This is a genomic window from Neorhizobium turbinariae, from assembly GCF_023223505.1.
Lineage (GTDB): Bacteria > Pseudomonadota > Alphaproteobacteria > Rhizobiales > Rhizobiaceae > Neorhizobium > Neorhizobium turbinariae.
In genome coordinates, this window is sequence record NZ_JALPRY010000021.1 from 22,360 (window position 1) to 47,211 (window position 24,852).

At 61.8% G+C, this 24,852-nt stretch carries 17 protein-coding genes; 9 read left to right on the forward strand and 8 right to left on the reverse strand.

The genetic code is table 11. From position 1 onward, the window contains the following. Together M0654_RS17785 and M0654_RS17790 are read left to right on the forward strand one after the other, a co-directional pair. Entirely contained in the window at positions 1-792 is a 792-nt protein-coding gene (locus tag M0654_RS17785) for a ParA family protein (protein ID WP_248684239.1), read from the forward strand. Positions 793-818: 26 nt separating this feature from the next. Then, positions 819-1,700 carry a ParB/RepB/Spo0J family partition protein gene (locus M0654_RS17790; RefSeq protein ID WP_118851107.1) on the forward strand — a complete coding sequence of 294 codons (882 nt, stop codon included), beginning with the start codon at positions 819-821 and terminating at the stop codon, positions 1,698-1,700. Position 1,701: 1 nt separating this feature from the next. Here the strand turns inward: M0654_RS17790 and holA are convergent, their stop codons facing one another. Genes holA through leuS form a run of 3 tightly spaced genes read right to left on the reverse strand, consistent with a single transcriptional unit; the run spans position 1,702 to position 5,895 of the window. Continuing rightward, a complete protein-coding gene (gene holA / locus M0654_RS17795) occupies positions 1,702-2,733 on the reverse strand; it encodes a DNA polymerase III subunit delta (protein ID WP_248684240.1) in 1,032 nt (343 codons plus the stop codon). Beyond that, positions 2,721-3,275 (reverse strand): hypothetical protein, encoded by a 555-nt coding sequence (locus M0654_RS17800; RefSeq protein WP_118851105.1) that lies wholly within the window; start codon positions 3,273-3,275, stop codon positions 2,721-2,723. Before M0654_RS17800 ends, holA begins: the two co-directional genes overlap by 13 nt. Next, a complete protein-coding gene (gene leuS / locus M0654_RS17805; protein ID WP_248684241.1) occupies positions 3,265-5,895 on the reverse strand; it encodes a leucine--tRNA ligase in 2,631 nt (876 codons plus the stop codon). The genes M0654_RS17800 and leuS overlap by 11 nt, the downstream gene beginning before the upstream one ends. A gap of 174 nt (positions 5,896-6,069) precedes the next feature. Here leuS and M0654_RS17810 point away from each other — a divergent pair, with 174 nt between their 5' ends. Beyond that, positions 6,070-6,729 carry a YggS family pyridoxal phosphate-dependent enzyme gene (locus tag M0654_RS17810; RefSeq protein ID WP_248684242.1) on the forward strand — a complete coding sequence of 220 codons (660 nt, stop codon included), beginning with the start codon at positions 6,070-6,072 and terminating at the stop codon, positions 6,727-6,729. 93 nt (positions 6,730-6,822) lie between these two features. Continuing rightward, complete coding sequence (locus M0654_RS17815) at positions 6,823-8,754, forward strand: propionyl-CoA synthetase (RefSeq protein ID WP_248684243.1); 1,932 nt, start codon at positions 6,823-6,825, stop codon at positions 8,752-8,754. A 60-nt stretch (positions 8,755-8,814) separates the two neighbouring features. Here M0654_RS17815 and M0654_RS17820 read toward each other — a convergent pair whose 3' ends face one another. After that, the gene (locus M0654_RS17820) at positions 8,815-9,525 is read right to left on the reverse strand and encodes a DUF1013 domain-containing protein (RefSeq protein ID WP_118851101.1); all 711 of its coding nucleotides are present in this window, start codon (positions 9,523-9,525) and stop codon (positions 8,815-8,817) included. Positions 9,526-9,754: 229 nt separating this feature from the next. Between M0654_RS17820 and acs the strand changes: the two genes are divergently transcribed. Continuing rightward, the gene (gene acs / locus M0654_RS17825) at positions 9,755-11,707 is read left to right on the forward strand and encodes an acetate--CoA ligase (RefSeq protein WP_118851100.1); all 1,953 of its coding nucleotides are present in this window, start codon (positions 9,755-9,757) and stop codon (positions 11,705-11,707) included. Positions 11,708-11,743: 36 nt separating this feature from the next. On the opposite strand, the gene M0654_RS17830 is transcribed toward acs, so the two are convergent. Both M0654_RS17830 and M0654_RS17835 read right to left on the reverse strand, forming a co-directional pair. Continuing rightward, positions 11,744-12,190: a thermonuclease family protein gene (locus M0654_RS17830; RefSeq protein WP_248684244.1), complete on the reverse strand. Its 447-nt coding sequence runs from the start codon at positions 12,188-12,190 to the stop codon at positions 11,744-11,746. Between the two features lie 52 nt (positions 12,191-12,242). Then, the gene (locus M0654_RS17835) at positions 12,243-12,461 is read right to left on the reverse strand and encodes a DUF1674 domain-containing protein (protein WP_248684245.1); all 219 of its coding nucleotides are present in this window, start codon (positions 12,459-12,461) and stop codon (positions 12,243-12,245) included. A gap of 120 nt (positions 12,462-12,581) precedes the next feature. Between M0654_RS17835 and htpX the strand changes: the two genes are divergently transcribed. The 4 genes from htpX to purH all read left to right on the forward strand — a co-directional run bounded on the left by htpX (position 12,582) and on the right by purH (position 18,452). Further along, positions 12,582-13,571, forward strand: coding sequence for a zinc metalloprotease HtpX (gene htpX, locus M0654_RS17840; RefSeq protein ID WP_118851690.1), 990 nt, complete (start codon positions 12,582-12,584; stop codon positions 13,569-13,571). Further along, positions 13,562-14,965 carry an RsmB/NOP family class I SAM-dependent RNA methyltransferase gene (locus M0654_RS17845; RefSeq protein WP_390920735.1) on the forward strand — a complete coding sequence of 468 codons (1,404 nt, stop codon included), beginning with the start codon at positions 13,562-13,564 and terminating at the stop codon, positions 14,963-14,965. Before htpX ends, M0654_RS17845 begins: the two co-directional genes overlap by 10 nt. A 98-nt stretch (positions 14,966-15,063) precedes the next feature. Beyond that, complete coding sequence (locus M0654_RS17850; protein WP_390920737.1) at positions 15,064-16,746, forward strand: heparinase II/III family protein; 1,683 nt, start codon at positions 15,064-15,066, stop codon at positions 16,744-16,746. Between the two features lie 86 nt (positions 16,747-16,832). After that, positions 16,833-18,452, forward strand: coding sequence for a bifunctional phosphoribosylaminoimidazolecarboxamide formyltransferase/IMP cyclohydrolase (purH, locus tag M0654_RS17855; RefSeq protein ID WP_248684247.1), 1,620 nt, complete (start codon positions 16,833-16,835; stop codon positions 18,450-18,452). A 43-nt stretch (positions 18,453-18,495) separates the two neighbouring features. On the opposite strand, the gene M0654_RS17860 is transcribed toward purH, so the two are convergent. Both M0654_RS17860 and M0654_RS17865 read right to left on the reverse strand, forming a co-directional pair. Then, complete coding sequence (locus tag M0654_RS17860; protein ID WP_248684248.1) at positions 18,496-19,881, reverse strand: MFS transporter; 1,386 nt, start codon at positions 19,879-19,881, stop codon at positions 18,496-18,498. Between the two features lie 34 nt (positions 19,882-19,915). After that, positions 19,916-24,676: an NAD-glutamate dehydrogenase gene (locus M0654_RS17865; protein WP_248684249.1), complete on the reverse strand. Its 4,761-nt coding sequence runs from the start codon at positions 24,674-24,676 to the stop codon at positions 19,916-19,918. Positions 24,677-24,852 lie beyond the last annotated feature (176 nt).

The following is a 24,852-nucleotide window of genomic DNA, read 5'->3' on the forward strand; positions in this document are numbered from 1 at the left end:
ATGTTCGACAAGAACCGGATCATTACGATCGCCAATCAAAAGGGCGGCGTTGGTAAAACCACAACAGCGATCAATCTGGCGACCGCCCTTGCCGCCATTGGCGAGCAGGTGCTGATCATTGACCTGGACCCACAGGGCAATGCGAGCACAGGGTTGGGTATCGAACGCCGGGATCGAAAGCTCTCGTCCTACGACCTGTTGATGGGATTCAACTCCATTCCGGAAACTGTGCAGGCGACGGCGGTTCCGAACCTGTCGATCGTGCCGTCGACAATGGACCTGCTCGGTTTCGAGATGGAGATCGCGCAAGATAGCGACCGTGCATTCAAGCTCCGGCGCGCGCTGCAAAGCCAAGAGGCGCGCGCTTATTCCTACATTCTTGTCGATTGTCCGCCGTCGTTCAACCTGTTGACAATGAACGCCATGGCAGCGGCCCATTCCGTGCTTGTGCCGCTGCAATGCGAGTTCTTTGCGCTTGAAGGCCTGAGCCAGCTTTTGGAGACGGTGGACCAAGTCCGTCGGACGGTGAACCCGTCGCTCGATATCCAGGGCATCGTCCTGACCATGTTCGACGCCCGCAACAACCTCGCCCAACAGGTCGTCAGCGATGTACGCACCTATCTGGGGGAGAAGGTTTACCATACGCTGATCCCGCGCAATGTCCGGGTTTCCGAGGCGCCGTCTCATGGTAAACCAGCGATCTTGTATGATCTCAAATGCGCCGGTAGCCAGGCATATCTTCAGCTGGCATCGGAAGTCATTCAAAGAGAGCGTCGGCGTAAAGCCGCCTGATGCGCTTCTAAACACAGGGTTGAGCAATGAGTGATGATCTATCGAAGCGACGGCTTGGGCGTGGTCTTGCCGCGCTGATCGGCGAGATGGACCAGCCGGTGCCGGCGAATGCTCCGGCGCCGACCGTCAATCCTGACCGGATGGTGCCGATCGAGCATATCTCGCGCAACCCCCGCAACCCGCGCCGCAACTTCGTGGAAAGCGACCTGCAGGACCTGGCAAGCTCGATCCGCCAGCATGGGATTGTGCAGCCGGTCGTGGTCCGCAACAAGGGCGGCGACCAGTATGAAATCATCGCCGGTGAACGTCGCTGGCGTGCGGCGCAGTTGGCTGGACTGGTCGAGATCCCGGTTATCGTTCGCGATGTGGATGATCGCACGGCGCTTGAGATCGCCATAGTCGAGAACGTCCAGCGTGCTGATCTCAACCCGCTCGAAGAAGCGCTCGGCTACGAGCAGTTGATAGCGGAGCACGGATACACGCAGAACGATTTGGGCGAGATCATCGGCAAGAGCCGTAGCCATGTGGCAAACAGCCTGCGTCTGCTGAAGCTGCCAGAGCCCGTGCGGGATATGGTCGCGGCAGGCAGTCTCTCAGCGGGTCATGCCCGCGCGCTCATCACTACCTCCGACCCCGCAGCGCTGGCGCGCACCATCGTTGCCAAGGGAATGTCGGTGCGTGATGCCGAGCGGCTAGCCCAGAACGACATCAAGGCTCAATCCGAGCCCGCTTCCGCCTCGCGCAAGGAGGAAAAGGATTCCGATACGCTGGCGCTGGAGCGTACGCTGTCTGACGCGCTGGGCCTGGATGTCCGCATCAACCACAAGAATGGTGGCGGTCACATCCGAATCGGTTACCGCAGCCTGGAACAATTAGAAGAGGTTTGCCGGTTGCTGGAGCGCCGGTAACCTATCGGCCCGACTGCACCGCGACGGCCAGAAGGGCATGAAAAACCACGCTCGCTTCCAGGCTCTGCTTCTGGCGGCTTGAAAGGATTGCGTGCTGCAGACGCTCGGTCTCGCGCGCCAATGCGGTCGGATTCCAGGTTCGCAACGCCTTCTCCACCAGCGGCTTGCGCTTGAAGTGGATATGCCGGCCGAGCGTCATCATCACCTGGGCTGGCGGCAGCTTCTTTTCCTCCATCTCGGACTTCATCAGGTCGAGAAGCTGGAACTGCTTGAGGCAGGACTGGAGCACCAGGAAGAGCGGCGTCTTGGATGTCGAAATCTTTTGCATCGTGCGGTGAAGCGCGGCAAGATCACCGGTCAGCACTGCGTCAACGGCCTCGTCTGCTGAGATGGCGCTGGCATCACCGATGATCTCATCGACATGCTGTTCCTCAATCACCCCGGCTCCGCGGCAATAGAGAGCCAGCTTGCGGATCTCGTTGCGCGAGGCGACTCGGTCGCCCCCAAGCAATTCAAGCAGCCGTTCGCGCCCATCGGCGCTGATGCGAAGCCCCTCCCCCGCCAGTTCCGTATCGATCAGGGCGTTGAGCGAGCGGATGTCATCAGCGTAACAGGGAATGACGGCGATACCCTTGGCGGGCTCGGCAATCTTGCGTAGGCCACTGCCCTTCTTCAGGTCGCCGGCCTCAATGATGAGGATGTTTGCAGGTGGTGGGCCGGATGCCAGCACCTGGATAGCGTCCAGCAACGGCTTTTCATTTGCCGCGCCCCGCAGCCAAACGAGCTTCGACCCGCCGAACAGCCCCAGCGAGTTCACCTCGTCAAGCAACCGTCCGGGATCACCCTGAAGATCGGAAACATCAAGCTTCAGCATCGCAAACGGGTCGTCCTGTGAGACACCCGTCTTGCCAGCAATGACTTTCGCGCGTTCGGAGACGAGCCCACGGTCGGGTCCGTAGATCACGAAAATCCGGTAGAGATCGCTGCTCCGCTCGGCGAAGCGGTCGAACTCGTGGGACTTTATTTCGACCATGCCGCCTGGGACTCGCGTGCCAGCACGATGGCGATCTCCGCGCGAATGAATTCCGCCAGTTCCCGCGCGGCTCGGTTTTCTGCGTCACGAATGGCGCGAACCTTCGCAAAACCCTGACCGGAGACGTCCATCTGCGCCACGACTTCGCGCTTCGCGGACTTCAGGACCTGACCGTCGCTGATCCGGGTAAGGGTATAGGTGCCCGACACCTGGACACGCCCGGGTACCGGAATGCCGCTCGGCGAGACGTTATCTTCATCCTCGTCGTCAATGATGCTCGAGGCGGTGCTCGTCACATCCAGTGTGACGTTATAGGCTGGTCGTTCGGCCGGGCCTGAGCCACCGGTGCTGAGGAAAACGAGGTGGTTACGAACCACCTGCTCCACCCTGCCCTTCGGCGCCGCGAAGCTCACCGCAGCAAGGCGCTCGCCAGTGCCGGCTGATTCGGAATAAAGCGGCCGAACCTGGCAGCCGCCCAGAAGCGTCAGAACGGCAAGACCAGCGGCGAGCCCGAGGCGGCGGAACGAACGGTCAGACGACAATATTCACGATCCTCTGTGGGACGACGATGATCTTCTTCGGCGCGCGGCCTTCAAGAACCGCCTTCACCGCATCCAGCGCGAGAACCGCCGCTTCGACGGCAGTTTGATCCGCGTCGCGTGCGATTGTCAATTCAGCACGCTTCTTGCCGTTGATCTGCACAGGCACCGTTACATCGTTTTCAACCGTCAGCGCCTCATCGAACTGCGGCCATGCGGCATGCGCGAGCATGTTCTGGTTGCCAAGCGCCGCCCAGCACTCCTCGGCCAGATGCGGCGTCATTGGTGCCACGATCTGGATGAGGATCTCCGCTGCGTCACGAACAGCGGCGCGGTAGGCCTCGTCACCCTTGCCTGCAGCAACGTCCGTAAGCGGAGCAGCAAGCGCGTTCACCAGTTCATAGATGCGCGCCACGGCCTTGTTGAAGGCAAGCTTGTCCAGGTCGGCCTGGACGGCCTTCAGCGTCTTGTGGGCCAGCTGCGAGATGGCAAGCCCCTCGCCTTCCTTAGCCGGCTTGCGCTCAACCGTCTTCAGGTTGGCGGCGGCTTCCGAAATCAGGCGCCACAGGCGCTGCGTGAAGCGATGCGCCCCTTCAACGCCAGCTTCCGACCAGATCACGTCACGATCCGGCGGCGAATCCGACAGCACGAAGAAGCGAGCCGTATCAGCGCCATAGGAGGCGATGATGTCGTCGGGGTCGACCACGTTCTTCTTCGACTTGGACATCTTCTCGATCGAACCGATGGTGACTTCCTCGCCGGTATTCAACATCGTCGCGCGGCGCTTGCCGTCGATCTCCTCGATCTTGATGTCGGCCGGAGAAACCCACTCACCCGCCTGCCCTACACCGCGGCGGTAGGTCTCGTGAACCACCATGCCCTGCGTGAAGAGGCCCTTGAACGGCTCCTTGACGTCCACGTGGCCGGTTTCGCGCATCGCGCGGGTGAAGAAACGCGAGTAGAGCAGGTGCAGGATCGCGTGCTCGATGCCGCCAATATACTGGTCCACCGGCAGCCAATGGTTGGCAGCGGCCGGATCCGTCGGATCGTCCTGCCACGGCGCCGTGAAGCGGGTGAAGTACCAGCTCGAATCGACAAAGGTGTCCATGGTGTCGGTTTCGCGACGGGCATCCTTGCCGCATTGCGGGCAGGCCACATGGCGCCAGGTCGGGTGGCGGTCGAGCGGGTTGCCGGGCAGGTCGAACGTGACATCGTCCGGCAGCTGAACCGGCAGGTCCTTCTTCGGCACCGGCACGACACCGCAGTCATCGCAATGGATGACCGGGATCGGGCAACCCCAGTAACGCTGGCGCGAGATACCCCAGTCACGCAGGCGGAAGTTCACCTTGCGCTCGCCCTGCGGCATGTTGCCGAGCATGGTCCCAGACAGCTTGTCGGCGACGATCTGGAAGGCTTCGTCGGTGCTCTTGCCGTCCAGAAAGCGCGAGTTGATCATCACGCCGTCGTCGGTATAGGCGGTGTCCCCCACCGTGAAACTTGCCGCATCACCATCGGCCGGCATCACAACCGGTACGACCGGCAGGCCATATTTGCGTGCGAAGTCCAGGTCGCGCTGGTCGCCAGACGGGCAGCCGAAGATGGCCCCCGTGCCGTAGTCCATCAGCACGAAGTTTGCGACATAAACCGGCAGTTCCCACGAGGGATCCAGCGGATGCTTGACCCGAATGCCGGTGTCGATGCCCTTCTTTTCAGCCGTTTCAAGCGCGGCAAGCGAGGTGCCCTGGCGGCGGCATTCTTCGGCGAACTCTTCGATAGCCGGATTCTTCGCCGCGGCTGCCTTGGCAATCGGGTGATCGGCGGCAATCGCCACGAAGGAGGCGCCGAACAACGTGTCCGGACGCGTGGTATAAACGGTAATCTCGCTTTCGCCGGCCGGCGCGGTGGATGGCACGACTTCCCAGCGGATCGTCAGACCCTCGGAGCGACCGATCCAGTTCTTCTGCATCAGCCGCACTTTTTCCGGCCACTGGTCGAGATCATCCAGCGCGTCCAAGAGATCCTGGCTGAATTCAGTGATCTTGAAGAACCACTGCACCAGTTCGCGCTGTTCAACCAGCGCACCAGAGCGCCAGCCGCGACCGTCAATAACCTGTTCGTTGGCCAGAACCGTCTGGTCGACCGGGTCCCAGTTGACCTTCGACTGCTTGCGGTAGACCAGGCCCTTTTCCATCATGTCCAGGAAGAGGTGCTGCTGGCGCTGGTAATATTCGACATCGCACGTTGCGAACTCGCGGGACCAGTCCAGCGAAAGACCCATGGCCTTCAGCTGCTTCTTCATCGATTTGATGTTCTGGTAGGTCCAGGACTTCGGGTGAGTCTTGTTATCGCGTGCGGCGTTTTCGGCCGGCATGCCGAAAGCGTCCCAGCCCATGGGATGCAGCACGTTATAACCGCGGGCGCGCTTATAACGGGCGACGACGTCACCCATCGCGTAGTTGCGCACATGGCCCATGTGGATGCGGCCCGACGGATACGGGAACATCTCGAGGACGTAGTACTTCTCGCGCGGGTCGCTGTTGTCGGTTTCGAAAACCTTCGCCTCGTTCCACTTCTGCTGCCAACGAGGTTCGGCATCGCGCGGGTTATAACGTTCAGTCGCCATTTCGATGAAATTCCGGGAAAAGCAGGAAAAAGTTGGGTGACCTTCACCACGAAACCCTGCAAGCGTCAAGTTTTGAGGGCGGGAGAGCGGCAGGTTCAAGGCAAAGACCCTTGGCACCAGCCTATATGAGCGCTAAGCCCGCAGCTTGCAAGAAATAGTGGAAGGCGGTTGATCATGAGCGTCGAAGAACGGCTACAGGATGTCAGGTCGCGGATCGCAAAGGCGGAGAGATACGCAAAGCGTCCGGCAGGTTCGGTGAGTCTTGTGGCGGTGTCGAAGACCTTCGATGCCGATGCCATCCGCCCGGTCATTGCCGCCGGCCAGCGCGTGTTCGGCGAAAACCGCGTGCAGGAAAGCCAAAGCAAGTGGCCGGAGCTGAAGGCTGAGACGCCGGATATCGAACTGCACCTGATCGGCCCGTTGCAGTCCAACAAGGCAGCCGACGCCGTGGCGTTGTTCGACGTCATCGAAACGGTGGACCGCGAGAAGATCGCCCGGGCACTTTGTGAGGAGATCAAGAAGCAGGGCAGGGCGCCGAAGCTCTACGTGCAGGTGAACACCGGGCTCGAGCCGCAGAAGGCCGGGATTGATCCCAAGGAAACAGTGCAGTTCGTGGAGTTTTGCCGCAACGACCTGGGGCTCGCGATCGAAGGGCTGATGTGCATCCCCCCGGCCGAAGAGAACCCTGGACCACATTTCGCGCTGCTGCAGAAGCTCGCCAAAGAGTGTGGCGTGGAGAAGCTTTCAATGGGCATGTCGGGTGACTTTGAAACAGCTGTTGAGTTCGGCGCAACCAGTGTGCGCGTCGGTTCGGCTATCTTCGGGTCGCGCTGACACGAGCTACTAGCCCTTGGTCGGGCTTCCCCCAACCTTCCCGACACTTTAGATTAGCTGCATCTAGGCAGCGCAGTGTAACGGGAGGAGCAGATGCAGAGCCGCTATTTCGAGGTATACGGTGGCTGGCAGCAGGATCCGGAAGGGTTCTGGGGGAAAGCCGCCGAAGCAATCGACTGGTTCAAGCAGCCGGAGAAGATCTTCGATCCCGAGCAAGGCGTTTATGGGCGCTGGTTCGTCGGGGGCGAAACCAATACCTGTTATAACTGTCTCGACAGGCACGTGGCCGCCGGACGCGGCAACCAGCGCGCCTTCATCCACGACAGCGCCATGACGGGTGAGACCCGTACCTTCACCTATGCAGAGACGCTGATCGAGGTTCAGGCAATTGCTGCCACCCTGCTTGATCTCGGCATCCAAAAGGGCGACCGCGTCGTCATCTACATGCCGATGGTTCCCGAGGCAGTGTTTTCCATGCTGGCCTGCGCTCGCATTGGTGCGGTGCATTCCGTCGTCTTTGGCGGGTTTTCCGCGCAGGAGCTCGCCGCCCGCCTAAACGATTCGGAAGCGAAACTGGTGATCAGCGCGAGCTGCGGCCTCGAGCCGGGGCGGGTGGTTGCCTACAAGCCGCTTCTCGACCAGGCGGTGGAGATGGCGCGCCTCAAGCCGAAGAACTGCCTTGTCCTGCAGCGACCGCAGCTCCGGGCGGAACTCAGCGCCGAACGAGGCGAGCTCGATTTTGCTCAAACCGTTTCCAAGGCGCGAGGCCGGCAGGTCGATTGCGTGCCGGTCAAGGCGACCGATCCCCTCTACATCCTCTACACATCCGGCACCACTGGCCAGCCCAAGGGGGTCGTGCGCGACAATGGCGGGCACATGGTGGCGCTGCAGTGGAGCATGTTCAACATCTTCGGCATGAAGCCGGGCGAGGTGTTCTGGACCGCTTCCGACATCGGCTGGGTCGTCGGCCATTCCTATATCGTCTACGCGCCGCTGCTGACGGGCAATACCAGCGTCATCTTCGAAGGCAAGCCGGTAGGCACGCCCGATGCCGGTACCTTCTGGCGCGTCGTCCGCGACCATGACGTGAAGGTGCTGTTCACGGCACCAACCGCCTTCCGGGCGATTCGCCGTGATGATCCGGATGGCGAGCTCATCCAGCATTACGACCTCAGCGGCATGCGGGCGCTGTTCCTCGCCGGTGAACGGGCAGACTCTGAGACGTTGCGCTGGGCCGAGGAGAAGCTGAGGGTGCCGGTGATCGACCACTGGTGGCAGACAGAGACCGGGTGGCCGATCGTCGCGAACACCGTTGGACTTGGTCTCATGCCGGTCAAGCATGGTTCGCCGACACAGCCGATGCCAGGCTATGCGCTCGACGTGCTGGATGACGAGGGCAAGCCGGTGCCGCGCGGCATGCTTGGCAACATCGTCATCAAGCTGCCGCTGCCTCCCGGCTGCCTGGTCAGCTTCTGGAACGCGGATGATCGCTTCCGCGACGCCTGCCTGAAAGAGTTTCCCGGCTATTACAAGACAGCGGATGCTGGCGTGATCGACGAAGAGGGGTATCTCTTCGTGATGGCGCGCACCGATGACATCATCAACTGCGCGGGGCACCGGCTTTCCACCGGCTCCATGGAGGAAGTCTGCGCCAAACACCCCGATGTTGCCGAATGTGCGGTCATCGGCGTCCACGATGCCACCAAGGGGCAGATTCCATGCGGTTTCCTGGTGCTGAAGAACCATGTTTCACGGGAAACAGCTGATATCGCCAAGGAAGTGACGAACATGGTCCGGAGCGAGATCGGACCTGTGGCGGCCTTCAAGACCGTGATGGTGGTGCACAAGCTGCCGAAGACGCGGTCAGGCAAGATCCTGCGTGGCACGATGCAGAAGATCGCCGACAACATGCCGTGGAAGATGCCGGCAACCATCGAGGATCCGACGGTGCTCGACGAGATCACGACGATCCTGAAGGAAAACGGTTATGCGAAGGACGGCGGCAGCCTGAAGCAGAGCGCCTGAAACAAAAAAGCCACGGGATCAGCTGATCCCGCGGCTTTCGTATGATCCTGGAGACGGTGCTCAGAAGCGATCTTCGTCTTCATCCTCGTCGCGGCGGGTCGACTTGAGCGAAGAGAGCTTCGCGAAGACGGCATCGGCATCGATTTCTTTTTCTTCTTCACGCGGGCTGCGGTAGCTGAAGTCGAGGTTTTCGGTCTCGGTTGCCGGCTGCAACGATGCGCCGAGTTCGGCAGCGGTCGGCAGCGGACGGCCCTTGGATGCCTTCTCCACTTCGAGATCGAGATCGATCTGGCTGCAGAGGCCAAGCGTCACGGGGTCCATCGGCGTCAGGTTGGTGGAATTCCAGTGGGTGCGCTCGCGGATCTGCTCGATCGTCGACTTGGTGGTGCCGACGAGACGCGAGATCTGCGCGTCCTTCAGTTCCGGATGGTTGCGAACCAGCCAGAGAATGGCGTTCGGGCGGTCCTGGCGCTTGGAAACCGGCGTGTAGCGCGGGCCACGGCGCTTGGTTTCCGGCACGCGCACCTTCGGCTCAAGCAGCTTGAGCTTGTAGTTGACGTCCTTTTCGCCGCGCTGGATCTCATCGCGGGAAAGCTGGCCGGTGGCAATCGGGTCGAGGCCCTTGATGCCCTGGGCCGCTTCGCCATCAGCGATTGCCTTCACCTCAAGCGGGTGAAGCTTGCAGAACTGCGCGATCTGGTCGAACGAAAGTGCGGTGTTATCGACAAGCCAGACGGCGGTGGCTTTCGGCATCAGCAATTGTTGGGCCATGGGTATAGTTCCTCTGTCCGTCCGCGCCGGTGTCGCGGGCCGTGGGTATCAACCACAATTTCCGGGAATTCACCGCCGTATAATCGAAATGACACAGAATGTAAATCTTCCGTTGTGTCGGCGTCTCAAATTGCCCCTTCGTCTAATTGTGGACCTTGTTCCTCCTGTTGTATGGGCGATAAGCTGCTGACGGGTGGAGTCGCCAGTTGCTTGTCACAAGGAGGAGTTAATGTCCGAAAAAGTGTATCCGGTTCTCAAGTCCGCTCGTGCCAAAGCCCTGATCGACAAGGACAAGTACGAGAAATGGTACGAGGAGAGCATCGAGGATCCGGACAAGTTCTGGGGCAAGCACGGCAAGCGCATCGATTGGTTCAGGCCTTACACCAAGGTCAAGAACACCTCGTTCAAGGGCAAGGTCTCGATCAAATGGTTCGAGGACGGTCTTCTCAACGTTTCGTATAACTGCATCGACCGTCACCTGAAGACCCATGGCGAGCGCACCGCGATCATCTGGGAAGGCGACAATCCGTATATCGACAAGAAGATCACCTATAACCAGCTCTATGAGCAGGTCTGCCGTCTCGCCAACGTCTTGAAGAAGCATGGCGTGAAGAAGGGCGACCGCGTCACGATCTACATGCCGATGATCCCGGAAGCCACATACGCGATGCTCGCCTGCGCCCGCATCGGCGCCGTGCATTCGGTCGTGTTCGGCGGTTTTTCGCCCGAAGCGCTTGGCGGGCGTATCGTCGACTGCCAGTCGACCTTCGTGATCACCTGCGATGAAGGCGTGCGCGGCGGCAAGCCGGTGCCGCTGAAGGAAAATACCGACAAGGCGATCCATATCGCGGCGCGCCAGCATGTCATCGTCAACAAGGTGCTGGTGGTTCGCCGCACCGGCGGCAAGACCAACTGGGCCACCGGCCGCGACCTCTGGTACCACGAGGAAATCGCAACGGTGAAACCGCATTGCGAGCCGGTGAAGATGAAGGCGGAAGACCCGCTGTTCATTCTCTACACCTCCGGCTCGACCGGCAAGCCTAAGGGCGTTCTGCATACGACAGGTGGCTATCTCGTGTTTGCCGCCATGACGCACGAATACACCTTCGATTACCATGACGGAGATATCTACTGGTGTACGGCGGATGTCGGCTGGGTGACGGGCCATTCCTATATCGTCTATGGACCGTTGGCGAACTGCGCCACGACGCTGATGTTCGAAGGCGTGCCGAACTTCCCGGACCAGGGCAGGTTCTGGGAAATCATCGACAAGCACAAGGTCAACATCTTCTACACAGCGCCGACAGCGATCCGTTCGCTGATGGGTGCCGGGGACGAGTTCGTGAAGCGATCCTCGCGTGCCAGCCTTCGGCTTCTCGGCACGGTCGGCGAACCGATCAACCCGGAAGCCTGGGAATGGTATTACAACGTGGTGGGTGACGCCCGTTGCCCGATCGTCGATACCTGGTGGCAGACGGAAACCGGCGGCCATCTCATCACGCCGCTGCCGGGCGCGACCGACCTGAAGCCAGGATCGGCCACCAAGCCCTTCTTCGGCGTCAAGCCGGAGCTGGTTGATGCCGAGGGCAAGATTTTGGAGGGTGCGGCAGACGGGAATCTCTGCATTGCCGACTCCTGGCCGGGCCAGATGCGCACCGTCTACGGTGACCACGAGCGCTTCATCCAGACCTACTTCTCCACCTACAAGGGCAAGTATTTCACCGGTGACGGCTGCCGCCGCGATGAAGACGGCTATTACTGGATCACCGGTCGCGTCGACGACGTGCTGAACGTCTCCGGCCACCGGCTTGGCACGGCCGAAGTGGAGTCGGCGCTGGTTTCGCACAACCTGGTCTCGGAAGCCGCGGTTGTCGGATACCCGCACAATATCAAGGGGCAGGGCATCTATTGCTATGTCACGCTGATGTCCGGCCATGAAGGCGACGACGCGCTGCGCCAGGAACTGATCAAGCATGTACGCCAGGAGATCGGACCGATCGCTGCACCGGACAAGATCCAGTTCGCGCCGGGCCTGCCGAAGACCCGCTCCGGCAAGATCATGCGGCGTATCCTGCGCAAGATCGCCGAGGACGATTTTGGCTCTCTCGGCGACACCTCCACGCTTGCCGATCCGGCGGTGGTGGATGACCTGATCGCCAACCGGCAGAACAAGACCAGCTAAGCCAGCGAGGCCATCCGGGGAAACCGGGTGGCCTTTTCAGTTGATGGGGCAGGCTTCGCGCGGTTTGCGCCCGCCGTCATAGGCGTTGACCAAGCCGGCGCGCAGAAGGCCTTCGGCGGCGCTGCGCCCATCCGAGAGAATGACGTCGGCGACGATCCGCCCGAAATACTTGTCGCCGGAGATATGGGTGAGCTGGACCTGAGGTGAGGCTGAGGCAAGGATCTCCAGCGCCTGGCGGGCGTTCATGCCGGCCTCGCGAAACCGGGCGCACTTCGACTTGATCTCCCACGCGTCGATGCCGCGGATGCGGACATAGACTTCCATCTTCTGCTGAGGCCAGGGTCGCGCTTCGACCAGCAAAGTATCACCGTCGATCACCCGCAGGATCTCGGCGGCGACGGGACCTGCCACTTCTTCCCGCGCCAAGGCAGGGGCGGAGGCAGCGCCAACAAGGAAGAGTGCGAGCAGCAGGGCGCGAGTCATGCAAGGAATAAATTCCAAACATGAGATTGCGTCAATAGGAATTTATGCCTTCTCAGAAATCGATGGCGCGGCCGTTGATTTCCCAATCGCCGAAGCGGGCCGGATCTGCACCGCCGCGTCCGCCAAATTCTTCCGGCATGGCGGTCTTGGCTTCGGCCTGCCGACGTTCTTCCGCTTCCTTCAGCGCACGCTGCGCAGCCGGCGACAGGACCTTGGGCTCTGCAACCGGGTCTTGAGCCGTGGCGCGGTTATCGTTGTCTGCGTTCTGCATGGTCAAGATCACTGGAAGTTTATTGAAAAGGATGATGGATCAGACCACATATTTAGGACGTTCCCGACCTTCAGAAAACCCCTGACAAATTTCTTGAAGACCGGCAAAGGAGAGATGACGATGAATGTAATGCGCACCGCCATGCTTCTGGCCTTCATGACGGCCCTGTTCATGGGCGTTGGCTTCCTGATCGGCGGCAGGGGCGGCATGATGATCGCGCTGCTGATTGCGGCGGGCATGAACCTGTTTTCCTACTGGAATTCCGACAAGATGGTGTTGTCGGCCTATCATGCGCAGGAGGTCGATGCGCGCACGGCGCCGGAATTCTACAACATGATTCGCGACCTGGCTGCCAATGCCGGCCTGCCGATGCCGAAGGTCTATATCTACGATAACCCGCAGCCGAACGCATTCGCGACCGGCCGCAACCCTCAGAACGCCGCGGTGGCCGCGTCGACCGGGCTCTTGCAGCGCTTGAGCCATGAGGAAGTGGCGGGGGTGATGGCGCATGAGCTGGCGCACATCCAGAACCGCGACACGCTGACCATGACGATCACGGCGACGCTTGCCGGTGCCATCTCGATGCTCGGCAACTTCGCCTTCTTCTTCGGCGGCAACCGCGAGAACAACGGCAATCCGCTCGGTTTCATCGGTGTGCTTGTGGCGATGATCGTGGCGCCGCTTGCCGCGATGCTGGTGCAGATGGCGATCAGCCGCACGCGCGAGTATTCGGCCGACCGTCGTGGCGCGGAGATTTGCGGCAACCCGCTCTGGCTTGCCTCGGCGCTTGCCAAGATTGCCGGCTCGGCTCAGGTGATCCCGAACTACGAGGCGGAGCGTAACCCGGCCACGGCGCATATGTTCATCATCAATCCGCTTTCAGGCGAGCGCATGGACAACCTGTTCTCGACCCATCCCAACACGGAAAACCGTATCGCGGCGCTCCAGCAGATGGCTGGCGGCTTCTCCAGCGGCTTTGGAGGCGGTGGGTCGACGGGAAGCCGTCGTGCTGCTAGACCGCAGCGCACTGCGCGTTCCGTACCAAATACGGGTGACAACTCACCCTGGGGCCGCGGTCGGGATGAACCGCGCAAAGGGCCCTGGTCTTGAACGAAAAGAAAAACAACACCTCGTCCAACTTCAAGCCGAAAAAGAAGACCGAGGGTGCTCGACCAGACCGGCCGGCGCTCAAGCCCGGCCTTGAAGTGCGGGCGACGGCTGCCAAGCTGCTCGCCGCCGTTGTCGAGCGGAAGATTTCCCTCGACGGCATGCTGGACCTCACCCACGGCAACCCTGCCTACAAGGCGCTGAGTGACGCGGATCGGGCGCTGACCCGGGCGATCCTGACGACCGCGCTTCGCCACCTTCCGCGGCTTGAGGCCGCGATTGCGTCGCTGATCGATTCGCCGCTGCCGGAAGGCGCAAGGGCGTTGCATCATGTGCTCGTCGTCGCAGCGGCACAGATCCTTCATCTCGACGTGCCGTCGCATGCGGTTGTCGACCTGGCGGTCGAACAGGCGAACCGTGATCCGCGCAACCGGCGTTTTGCCAAGCTGGTGAACGCCGTGCTGCGCCGGCTGGTGCGCGAGAAGGATGAGGTGCTGGCAGCGACGGCCGCTGTTTCTCCGGTACCGGCCTGGTATTCCAAGCGTTTGACGGCTGCCTATGGCGTAGATGAAGCAGCGCGGATTGCCGAGGCCCAGCTGGTGCCGCCTGCGATCGACCTCACCGTCAAGTCGGACCCACAGGGCTGGGCAGAGAAGCTGGACGGAAAGGTGCTGCCGACCGGCAGCGTGCGCCTTGCGGCTTTCGAAGGTGCTGTCTCGGGTCTGGAAGGTTATGGCGAAGGCGAATGGTGGGTGCAGGACGCAGCCGCGTCCATTCCCGCCAAGTTGTTCGGCGACCTGAAGGGCAAGCGGATCGCGGATCTTTGTGCTGCGCCCGGCGGCAAGACCGCACAGTTGATCGCAGCGGGTGCCGAAGTCACCGCGGTGGAGCAGTCGCCCAACCGTCTTGCGCGCCTGAAGGAAAATCTCGCGCGCCTCGGCATGCAGGCCGAACTGATTGGTGGCGACCTCTTCAACTACAAGCCGGACACGCTTCTCGACGGCGTGCTGCTTGATGCGCCCTGTTCTTCGACCGGAACAACGCGCCGGCATCCGGATGTGCTCTGGACGAAGGGCCCGGAAGATATCGGCAAGCTTGCCGTGCTCCAGGAGCGGATGCTCCGACACGCGGTAACGCTGGTGAAGCCGGGCGGCGTGGTGGTGTTTTCCAACTGCTCGCTTGACCCGGCCGAAGGTGAAGACCTGGTCGAACGGGTGCTTGCCGACAACCCGCACCTGCAGCGCGTGCCGGTGGAAGCGAAAGACTGGCCGGGCCTTGAGACGGCCATCACCAAGCTTGGGGAATTCCGCACAACGCCTGCCATGCTGCCGGGTGACGAGCGGTTTGCCGGTGGCATGGACGGCTTCCTCGCCAGCGTTATCCGGGTCGCTTCGTAAGCTTTTATTCACCATAAGAGCGCACCATTTCGCTTTAGCTAAAATTGATTCCGGTCTTGGCCTGCGGCCGAGCCATCGTGGAGTGATTCAGATTGATGATGCGGCTCGCCGACCGCCGGAGGATGTTCTCTTCCGGCCTGCGGGAGATCGGACGGCGCCTTTGTCGGCGCAGCGTCGGATTTCGGCTGGCCGTTACTTCGTCCATGCTCCAGGTGCCCGACCGGCTGATCGTTGCTCCGACGGACCTGAGGGCGCTTGATCCCTTCGTGGCCGAAGAGATGCTCGAAGGGCGCTACCTGCTGGCCGGACGCGTACTTGAAACCCTTGGCCATTCGCCATTTACCGTCGACTTGCCATCGCATGCCTTTGCCGAACGGCTGCATTCCTTCGCATGGCTGAGGCATATCCGTGCCAACAAGACGGAAGCGGCCTGTGCACACGCCCGCCAACTGGTCGGCGAATGGATCGCCAGGCATGGGAAACGCCGCCGGGGTGTCGCCTGGGAGGCCAACGTGCTTGCCGAGCGGGTGATCGCTTGGCTGTCGCATTCCACCGTCATCCTGCAGGGGGCCGAGGCCGGCTTCTATCGCCGCTTCATGAAGAGCCTCGCTTACCAGGTTCGCTACTTGAGAAAGCTGATCGGGTGCACGCCGGCCGGAGAAGCACGGCTGCGCATGCGCATCGCACTTGCGATGGCATCGATCTCCATGCCGACGCGGGCCGCCTATATTCGCCGCGAGGGCAACCGGCTGGACCGCGAACTGGAGCGGCAGATCCTTGCCGATGGCGGCCACGTTTCGCGCAACCCGCGCGCCATCCTCGACCTGCTGATCGACCTGCTGCCGTTGCGCCAGACCTATATCAATCTCGGCCACGACCTGCCGCAGAAGCTGATACCAGCAATCGACCGCATGTATCCTGCGCTGCGTTTCTTCCGTCACCAGGGCGGCGATCTTGCCCTGTTCAATGGTGCGACGGGGACGCCAGCCAGCGAGCTCATCTCCGTGCTGCGTTACGACGAGACGGCGGGCAAGCCGTTCAAGGCGCTGCCGCACATGAACTACCAGCGCCTGTCGACCGAAGGAACGACGATCATCGTCGATACCGGGCACCCCTCCTCGAGCGACCTGTCACGTGGCGCCAATGCCGGCTGCCTGTCGTTCGAGATGTCGTCCGGCCGGCACCGCTTCATCATCAATTCCGGCACGCCGAAATATGGCTCGCGCAGCTACCGCGAAGCGGCTCGCTCCACGGCAGCGCATTCCACCGTCACGCTGAACGAAACCTCGTCGAGCCGTTTCTCCAAGTCACGTCTCACGGGCCCGTTGATCATTGGCGGCGTGTCGGACGTGCAGGTCGAGCGATGGGAGGATCCACACGGTAACGACTGGCTGCGGGCAAGCCACGACGGTTACCTGAACGAGTTCGGATATCTCCATCAACGCGAGATCGGGCTGGCTGCCAAGGGCAACAAGATCAAGGGACATGACCGGCTTATCGTGCCGGAAGGAAAACCGACGCGTGACGAGATCCTGAGTGTGGCGGCGCGCTTTCATATCCATCCGGCAATCGCTCTTTCCCGCCAGGACAACGAGAGCGTTCGCATGCGCGCGCCGGACGGCGAGACCTGGATCTTCACCGCGCCCGGGCTGCATGTGATGATCGACGAGGATATCTTCTTTGCGGATGTTTCCGGCGTGCGGCCGAGCCAGCAACTGGTGATCGAGCTGACGCTTCCGGAGACCACCGACATCCGCTGGATGCTGCGCCGCGGCGAATAGGGCGTTTCCTCTTTCCCCAAGCTATGGTAACCGGCCCCATCGTAGCTCGCGCACGGATATTGCCCCGTGCCTTTCAGGAGAGAGCAATGGCTGTCGCTTCCAAAAAAATCCCCGCTCCCGACCATGTGAAAGTTCGCACCGCCCTGCTTTCCGTTTCGGACAAGACCGGCATCATCGAACTGGCGCAGGCGCTGATCGAGCAGGGCGTAAAGCTGCTGTCGACCGGCGGCACCCACAAAGCGGTTGCGGCGGCGGGCCTTGCGGTAACCGACGTTTCGGAGGTGACCGGTTTCCCGGAAATCATGGACGGGCGCGTCAAGACGCTGCATCCGAACGTGCATGGCGGCCTGCTGTCGATCCGTGATGATGCCGAACATGTTGCGGCGATGAAGGAGCACGGCATCGAAGGCATCGATCTTGCCGTCATCAACCTCTATCCGTTCGAGGAAGTGCGTGCAGCGGGCGGAGATTATCCGACGACCGTCGAGAACATCGACATCGGCGGGCCGGCGATGATCCGCGCGTCAGCCAAGAATCATGCCTACGTGACGATCGTCACCGATCCTTCCGATTATCCGTCGCTCATCGAAGCGCTGCGTTCCAACGACGGCCAGACGGCGTATGCCTTCCGCCAGAAGCTTGCCGCCAAGGCTTACGCCCGCACGGCCGCTTACGACACGGCGATCTCCAACTGGTTTGCCGAGGCGCTCGACATTGAGATCCCGCGCTACCGCACCATCGGTGGTATCCTGAAGGAAGAAATGCGCTACGGCGAGAACCCCCACCAGAGCGCCGGCTTCTACGTGACGGGTGAAAACCGTCCGGGCGTTGCGACGGCAAGGCTCCTGCAGGGAAAGCAGCTTTCCTACAACAACATCAACGACACGGATGGCGCCTTTGAGCTGATCGGCGAGTTTGCGCCGGAAACCAGCGGTCCGACCTGCGCCATCATCAAGCATGCCAACCCTTGCGGCGTGGCTGTCGGGCCGACGCTGAAGGACGCCTATCTGCGGGCGCTGGCCTGCGACTCCACCTCGGCCTTCGGCGGGATCATCGCGCTCAACCAGTTGCTGGATGCCGAAACGGCCGAAGAGATCGTCAAGCTTTTCACCGAAGTCATCATCGCGCCGGACGTCTCGCCTGAGGCGCAGCAGATCATCGCAGCCAAGAAGAACCTGCGCCTGCTGGTGACCGGCGGCCTGCCTGACCCGCGTTCGCGCGGCCTCACCGCCAAGACCGTTGCCGGCGGCCTGCTGGTGCAGACCCGTGACAACGGCATGATCGAGGACATCGATCTTCGCGTGGTTACCAAGCGTGCGCCGACCGAAACCGAACTCGCCGACCTCAAGTTCGCGTACAAGGTCGCCAAGCATGTGAAGTCGAACGCCATCGTTTATGCCAAGGATGGCCAGACGGCCGGCATCGGCGCCGGCCAGATGAGCCGCATCGATTCCGCACGCATCGCCGGCCTGAAGGCCGAGGAAGCGGCCAAGGCCATGGGCTGGGCGCAGCCGCTCACCAAGGGCTCGGCAGTGGCTTCGGAAGCCTTCTTCCCCTTCGCGGATGGCCTCTTATCCGCCATTGCTGCGGGCGCCACGGCGGTCATCCAGCCGGGTGGTTCAATGCGCGATGATGAGGTGATCGCCGCTGCCAACGAACACGACGTGGCGATGGTCTTCACCGGCATGCGCCACTTCCGGCACTAAGCGCCTCTCAAGCCAGCTTCTCCCCGGGTGCGGGGAGAAGGATTTATCTTGCGGGACGATCCGCGGGATAGGGTGTTGCAAGCAGGAGCAGCAGCCCGCCGACCAGGAAGACCAGCAGGGTCGACATTCCAAGGCGGGCTGAATCGGTCGCGTAGGTGACGGCCGAAAAGGCGAGGGTGGCGAGGAAACTCGTTGCCCGGCCGGACAGGGCATAGATGCCAAAATAACGCCCGGCTTCATCCAGCGCGACGCTGCGGGCGAGATAGGATCGCGACGACGCCTGCACCGGCCCAAACGACAGTCCAATCAACAACCCAAACACGACATAAGCCTTTTCGGCGGCAGTGCCGAACAGCCCGCCGGCATCCGCGCCGGGCAGTTGCCACAGGCCAAAGAAGGTATAGCCGGGCCCGGTGGAGACGATGCCGAGCGTCGCGGCGACCAAGATCACCAGGCTGATGACAACGACCGTCTTTGAGCCCATCCGGCGATCGAGGGCGCCGGCGACGATGCAGCCGAAGATCGCCACGACATTGATCAGAATGCCGAAGATGCCGATTTCGATCGTCGCCCAGCCGAACATGCCGGCCGCGAAGGCGCCGCCGAGGATCAGGACGCCGTTGACGCCATCCTGGTAGAACATGCGCGCGATGAGAAATCTGGTGATGCCGCTTCGCTGGCGCAGCTCGTCCAGCGTGCCCTTGAGCTCGGAGAGGCCGCTGCGCACGGCTCTGGCCAGCGGCAGGCCCTGCTTGGCATCCGGCGTGAAGAAAAACATCGGCAGGATGAACAGGAAGAACCATACGGCCGCGAGCGGTCCAGTGATGCGTGCATCCTCGCCTCGGGCGGGGTCGAGCCCGAAGAGCGGCGGAATGCCGATCAGCGTCCGTCCGGTGTCCGGATTGGCGGCGAGCAGCGTCACAACGGCGATCAGCACGATCATGCCGCCAAGGTAACCCAGCCCCCAGGCAACGTTAGAGATCCGGCCGACCTCATCCTTCGACACGAGGCGCGGCATCATGGAATCGTTGAAGACGGTCGAGAACTCGGCGGCGATCGAGGCGAGGATCATGAAGATCATCGGCCAGATGATCGGCGAGCCCGGTTCGGCGAACCAGAGGGCGGCAAGGCAGGTGATCTTCACCACCGCAAAGGCGGCGATCCAGGGTTTGCGCGGGCCCGACTGGTCGGCGATCGAGCCCAGGATCGGCGAGAAGACGGCGATGATGATCGAGGAGATCGTCGCCATGTTGCTCCACGCTGCCTGCGCGGAGACTGGATCATCGGTGAGGCGGGCCACGAAATAGGGCCCGAAGATGAAGGTGGTGACAACGGTGAAGAAGGGCTGGGCTGCCCAGTCGAACAACATCCAGCCCCAGATGCCGCGCCGGCTTGCGGTCGTCGGCACATCCTCAACGCGAGCGACCATCCCACCCTCCAGCCGTCCTTGTGCGGCTCTTGTCCTACATCGCCGTTCGGTGCGCAAGATCGTTGAGAAGGCCGGCGGCGACGGTGATCTTCGGCAGCGTGAGGTCGCTTCCGTCGCTCAATGCGACGATCTCGGCACCGAGGCGATTGACGCGGATGCGGTCTGCCGCATGCCATGCCTCTATCGGCTTCTTTTCCTTCGGATGGCTGGACAAGGCGGCGATGACGATGTCGCGGCGTGCTGAACCGATCTGCTGCAAGCTGCGGGAGAGCGCCAGGCTTTCATAGTGTTCGGAGGTCGTGATGCGCTCGCCGGCATTGATCAGGCGATCGACCCGGAACTTCTCGGTGACGGCGAAGTAACTGTCAGCGGCGCGCGCCAAGGTTTCGCCCGTGCGTTCGGCGATCAGCATGATTTCCGGAACCAGTACCAGGGTCGGCAGGAGCAGGATCTCGCGGGCAAGCTCGGCCGGAGCCCCCTGGGCTTCCAGTTCGGAGGCGCGGGCGGCATTCTCCACCATCTCCCGGGTGCCGATCGCGCTGCGCATGCCTTTGAGTGCCGCCTTCAGCCGGGCAATGGTTTCGGCCATGGCGCCGGCACCGGCCTGGGTCTGCAGGATGAGATAGGTTGCGCCAACGAAGACACGGCTGACGGCGGCGTAGAGATCGTTCTGGACCTGGCCTGAGATCTTTCCATCAAGTGCGTCGATCGCAGACCAGAGGGCCGGCAGGTCGAAGCCGTCGCGGGCAATGAAGGCAGCCTTCACGACATTGGCAGCGGTAGCGCCGGTCATGTCGCTGATCTGCTGCACGAAGCCGGGTCCGCCGCGGTTGATTGCTTCGTTGGCAAGCGTCGTGGCGATGATCTCGCGGTGCAATCGGTGGTTTTCGATATCGGCCGCATGCGCCTTCTGCATCTTGGCCGGGAAGTAATCCTTCAGGACGGCTGAGAAGTAGGGATCATCCGGGACGGTGCTGTCGATCAGGGCATCGAAGAGGACGATCTTCGAATAGGACAAGAGCACGCCGATCTCCGGCCGGGTCAGCGGCCGGCCAGACTGGTAGCGTTCGGCCAGTTCCGCGTCATCGGGAAGCGTTTCCACCACGCGGTTCAGCCGGCCCTGGGACTCCAGCACCGACATCAGGCGCGACAGTTCTTCCCGATTGCCGGTGCCCTTCTTTTCCGTGAGGGAGATCGAAAGCGGCTGCAGGTAGTTATTGCGCAACACCAGATGGGCGACCTGATCGGTCATCGAAGCAAGCAGCTGGTTGCGCTTCTCGCGCGTCAGGCGGCCGTCCTGCATCGCCCGGTTCAGGGCGATCTTGATGTTGACCTCGACGTCGGAGGAGTTGACCCCTGCGGAGTTGTCGATCGCATCGGAATTGCAGCGCCCGCCATTCAGCGAATAGGCGATGCGGCCCTTCTGGGTGACGCCGAGATTGGCGCCTTCGCCGATGACGCTGGCGCGAACTTCGGTGCCGTTGACGCGGATCGCGTCATTGGCACGGTCGCCGACTTCCGCATCGGTTTCCGATGCTGCCTTGATATAAGTGCCGATGCCGCCGAACCAGAGCAGATCGACCGGGGCCTTCAGGATCGCTGTCATGATCTCGAACGGAGTGGCGGTGGTCTTCTCCAGCCCGATTGCGGCAGCGGCCTGGCTCGTCAGCTTCACCGACTTTTCCGTCCGGGAGATGATCATTGCGCCGTCGGAGAGGGTCGAGCGGTCGTAATCCTGCCAGCTCGAGCGCGGCAGGTTGAACAGCCGCTCGCGCTCCGCAAACGATTTCTCCATGTCCGGATCGGGATCGATGAAGATATCGCGGTGGTCGAAGGCGGCGATGAGGCGGATCTTGCGCGACAGCAGCATGCCGTTGCCGAAGACGTCGCCGGACATGTCGCCCACACCGGCGACCGTGAACGGCGTCGTCTGGATGTCGATGTCCTTCTCCCGGAAGTGGCGTTTGACCGCCTCCCAGGCCCCGCGGGCGGTGATGCCCATCTTCTTGTGGTCGTAACCGGCCGAACCGCCAGAGGCGAAGGCGTCATCGAGCCAGAATCCAGCTTCCTGCGCCAGCCCGTTGGCGGTGTCGGAGAAGGTTGCGGTGCCCTTATCGGCCGCCACGACGAAATACGGATCGTCACCATCGATGCGGACGGTGTTGTCCGGGCCGACAACCTCGGTGCCGACGATGTTGTCGGTGATCGAAAGAAGCGTGCGGATGAAGGTCTTGTAGGCCTCCTTGCCGGCGTTGAAGAAGGCATCGCGTGAGCCGCCCACCGGCAGCATCTTAGGGAAGAAGCCGCCCTTGGCGCCAACGGGAACGATGACAGCGTTCTTGACCTGCTGTGCCTTCACGAGGCCGAGGATCTCGGTGCGGTAGTCTTCGCCGCGATCCGACCAGCGCAGGCCACCGCGCGCCACCTTGCCGAAGCGAAGATGTACACCTTCGACCTCCGTGCCATAGACATAGATCTCGCGGAATGGCCGCGGCTCGGGCAGGCCGTCGAGCAGCTTCGGGTCGAGCTTGAAGGCCAGCATCCTGTTCGGCTGGCCGTTTTCGTCGTGCTGGAAGTAGTTGGTGCGCAGCGTGGCATCCACCGCATTGACGAACCGGCGCAGCGTGCGGTCCTCATCGAGGTTCGGCACCTGGCCGAGCGCTTCTTCGATCTCGGCGTGGCGCTCGGTCAGCTTCTTTGTACGTGCCTTATCGGCGATCTTGGGGTCGAAGCCTTCGCGGAAGAGCTGGAAGATGGAGGCAGAGATGCCCGGGTACTTGTTGAGGACGTCCGCGATATAGGTCTGCGAATACACGATGCCCGTCTGGCGAAGGTAGCGCGAATAGGCGCGCAGCACCGTGATCTCGCGGGCAGAAAGACCGGCGAGCAACACGAGGCGGTTGAGGCTGTCGTTATCGATGAGGCCATTGAAGGCCGAAAGGAAGGCTTCCTCCAGCAGGGGCCCATCGCGCAGGAGATTGACGGCGCGCTCGTTGCCGAGCTGCAGCTCCATGTCATGCAGGACGACAAGCCGTGCCTCAGGACCCACATGGATCTCGAAGGTCTGCTCGCTGACGACATGAAAACCGAGATTTTCGAGAAGCGGCACGCGGCGCGACAGCGACAGGTGGCGTTCGGCATGGAAGATCTTCAGCGAGATCGTATCGGCGGCATCGGTCGGACGACGGTAGAAATTGATGCGGATCGTTTCACCATTCGCGCAGGCGGCGATGTCCGGCAGGTCCTCGAAGGTTTCTTCCGGCGTAAAGGCTTCCTGGAAGGCGTTGGTCACAGAAAGGCGCGGGCCAGCGTCAGCAAGCGCTGCGAAGCGTTCCTCCCATGGCGTGGCAATCAGCCGGATCGCTTCCTCAAGCTTGGGCTGCGGGATGCGCGGTGTCTTGCCCCCGCGCCGACCGATGATCATGTGGACGCGCGCGGCCGTGCCTTCCGGGAAAGCCGGGTAATAGGCTGAGACGTGACCATCGAAGACGTCGGCCAGATAGGTGCCGATCTTCTCGCGGACGATCGAATTGTAGTCCTCACGAGGGACATAAACGATAACCGACACGAAGCGGTCGAAATGGTCGATGCGTGGCAGGACGCGGACTCGCGGGCGCTCGCTCAATTCCATGATCTGCTCGCAGAAGCGGGCAAGAAGGTCGGTGTCGATCTGGAAGAGGTCGTCGCGTGGGTAGGATTCCAGCGTGTTCTGCAGCATGCGGCCGGAATGGCTGTCTGGGTCGAAGCCGAAATGGCTCTCGACACGGTAAACCTTGGCGCGCAGCAGCGGGATTTCGCGGACGGAATGGGTATAGGCCGTTGCCGTGAACAGGCCGACGATGCGCAGCTCACCGACGACATTGCCTTTCTCGTCGAAGCGTTTGACCCCGACATAATCCATGTAGACGCGCCGGTGGACGACGGATTTTACGTTCGCCTTGGTAACGATGAGGAAATCCGGACCATCCAGGAATTCGAGGATTTCCGGCGTCGTTGTTACCTGATCCTTGCCGAGGCGCAAAACCAGGACATCCGGGTCGGAGAGGATGCCGAGGCCGCGGCCCTTGCCACGCTCGACCGTGGCGTTGGCACCCTTGCCGGAATAGACATATTCCCGCATGCCGAGGAAGGTGAAGTTGTCGTCCCGCAGCCAGTCGAGGAAGGCGAGCGCCTCATCACGGTCGGTCTGGCGGCGGCCCTTGGCGCTGGAAAGCTGCTTTTGTGCGCCGTCGAGAACTTCCAGCATGGAGGACCAGTCGGTGATCGACAGATGCACCTGGTCGAGAATGTAGCGGATCCGCTCAACGAGATGGTTCGCCTGCTCCTCACCCAGAAGAGCGATGTGAATCTGGATCAGGCTGACATGGTGGGCCGGATTGCTCGGCTTCTCCTTCGAGCGAAGCACCGGCTCCTTGCCGGGCTCAAGGGTGAGGATCGGGTGGACCGCCATCAGCAGGTCGCGGTGGTTTGCCGCGACTTCGCCCATCACGGAGTCGAACAGGAACGGCATGTTCCGGTCGACGACCGTCAGGAGCGAGACCTGCTGGCCGTTCGGCTCGACACCTTCGACGGTTTCGACCGTCACGTCAGGATTGATGCGACTCCAGGCCTGAAGCCTCTTGCCGGCATGCCTGGCAGCCAGCGCCAGCATTTCCGGCGGGTAGTTTTCCAGGTCATCGTCACTGGCGCGACCGAACAGGATGACGGGGTCGAGGCTTGGCCCTTCATTGCCCGCCAAAAGCTGGCGTGCCTTTTCGAGCTGCTTTTCCCGCTTCGGATTCTGTCTGGCCGCCACTTTTTCCTCCCGGTCGGTCTATCGTCGTATTGCTTTTGTGCAGTCTTGCTTATGCGGTGGCAAGGTGGCCGCTCTTGGGCGGAGCGCGAACCTTTGCTTCCCTCGTTGATGTCGTGTTGACATGCCGAGGCGAAAAACCGATCAACGACCCTACGTAGCTGACATTCCAGCCAAGC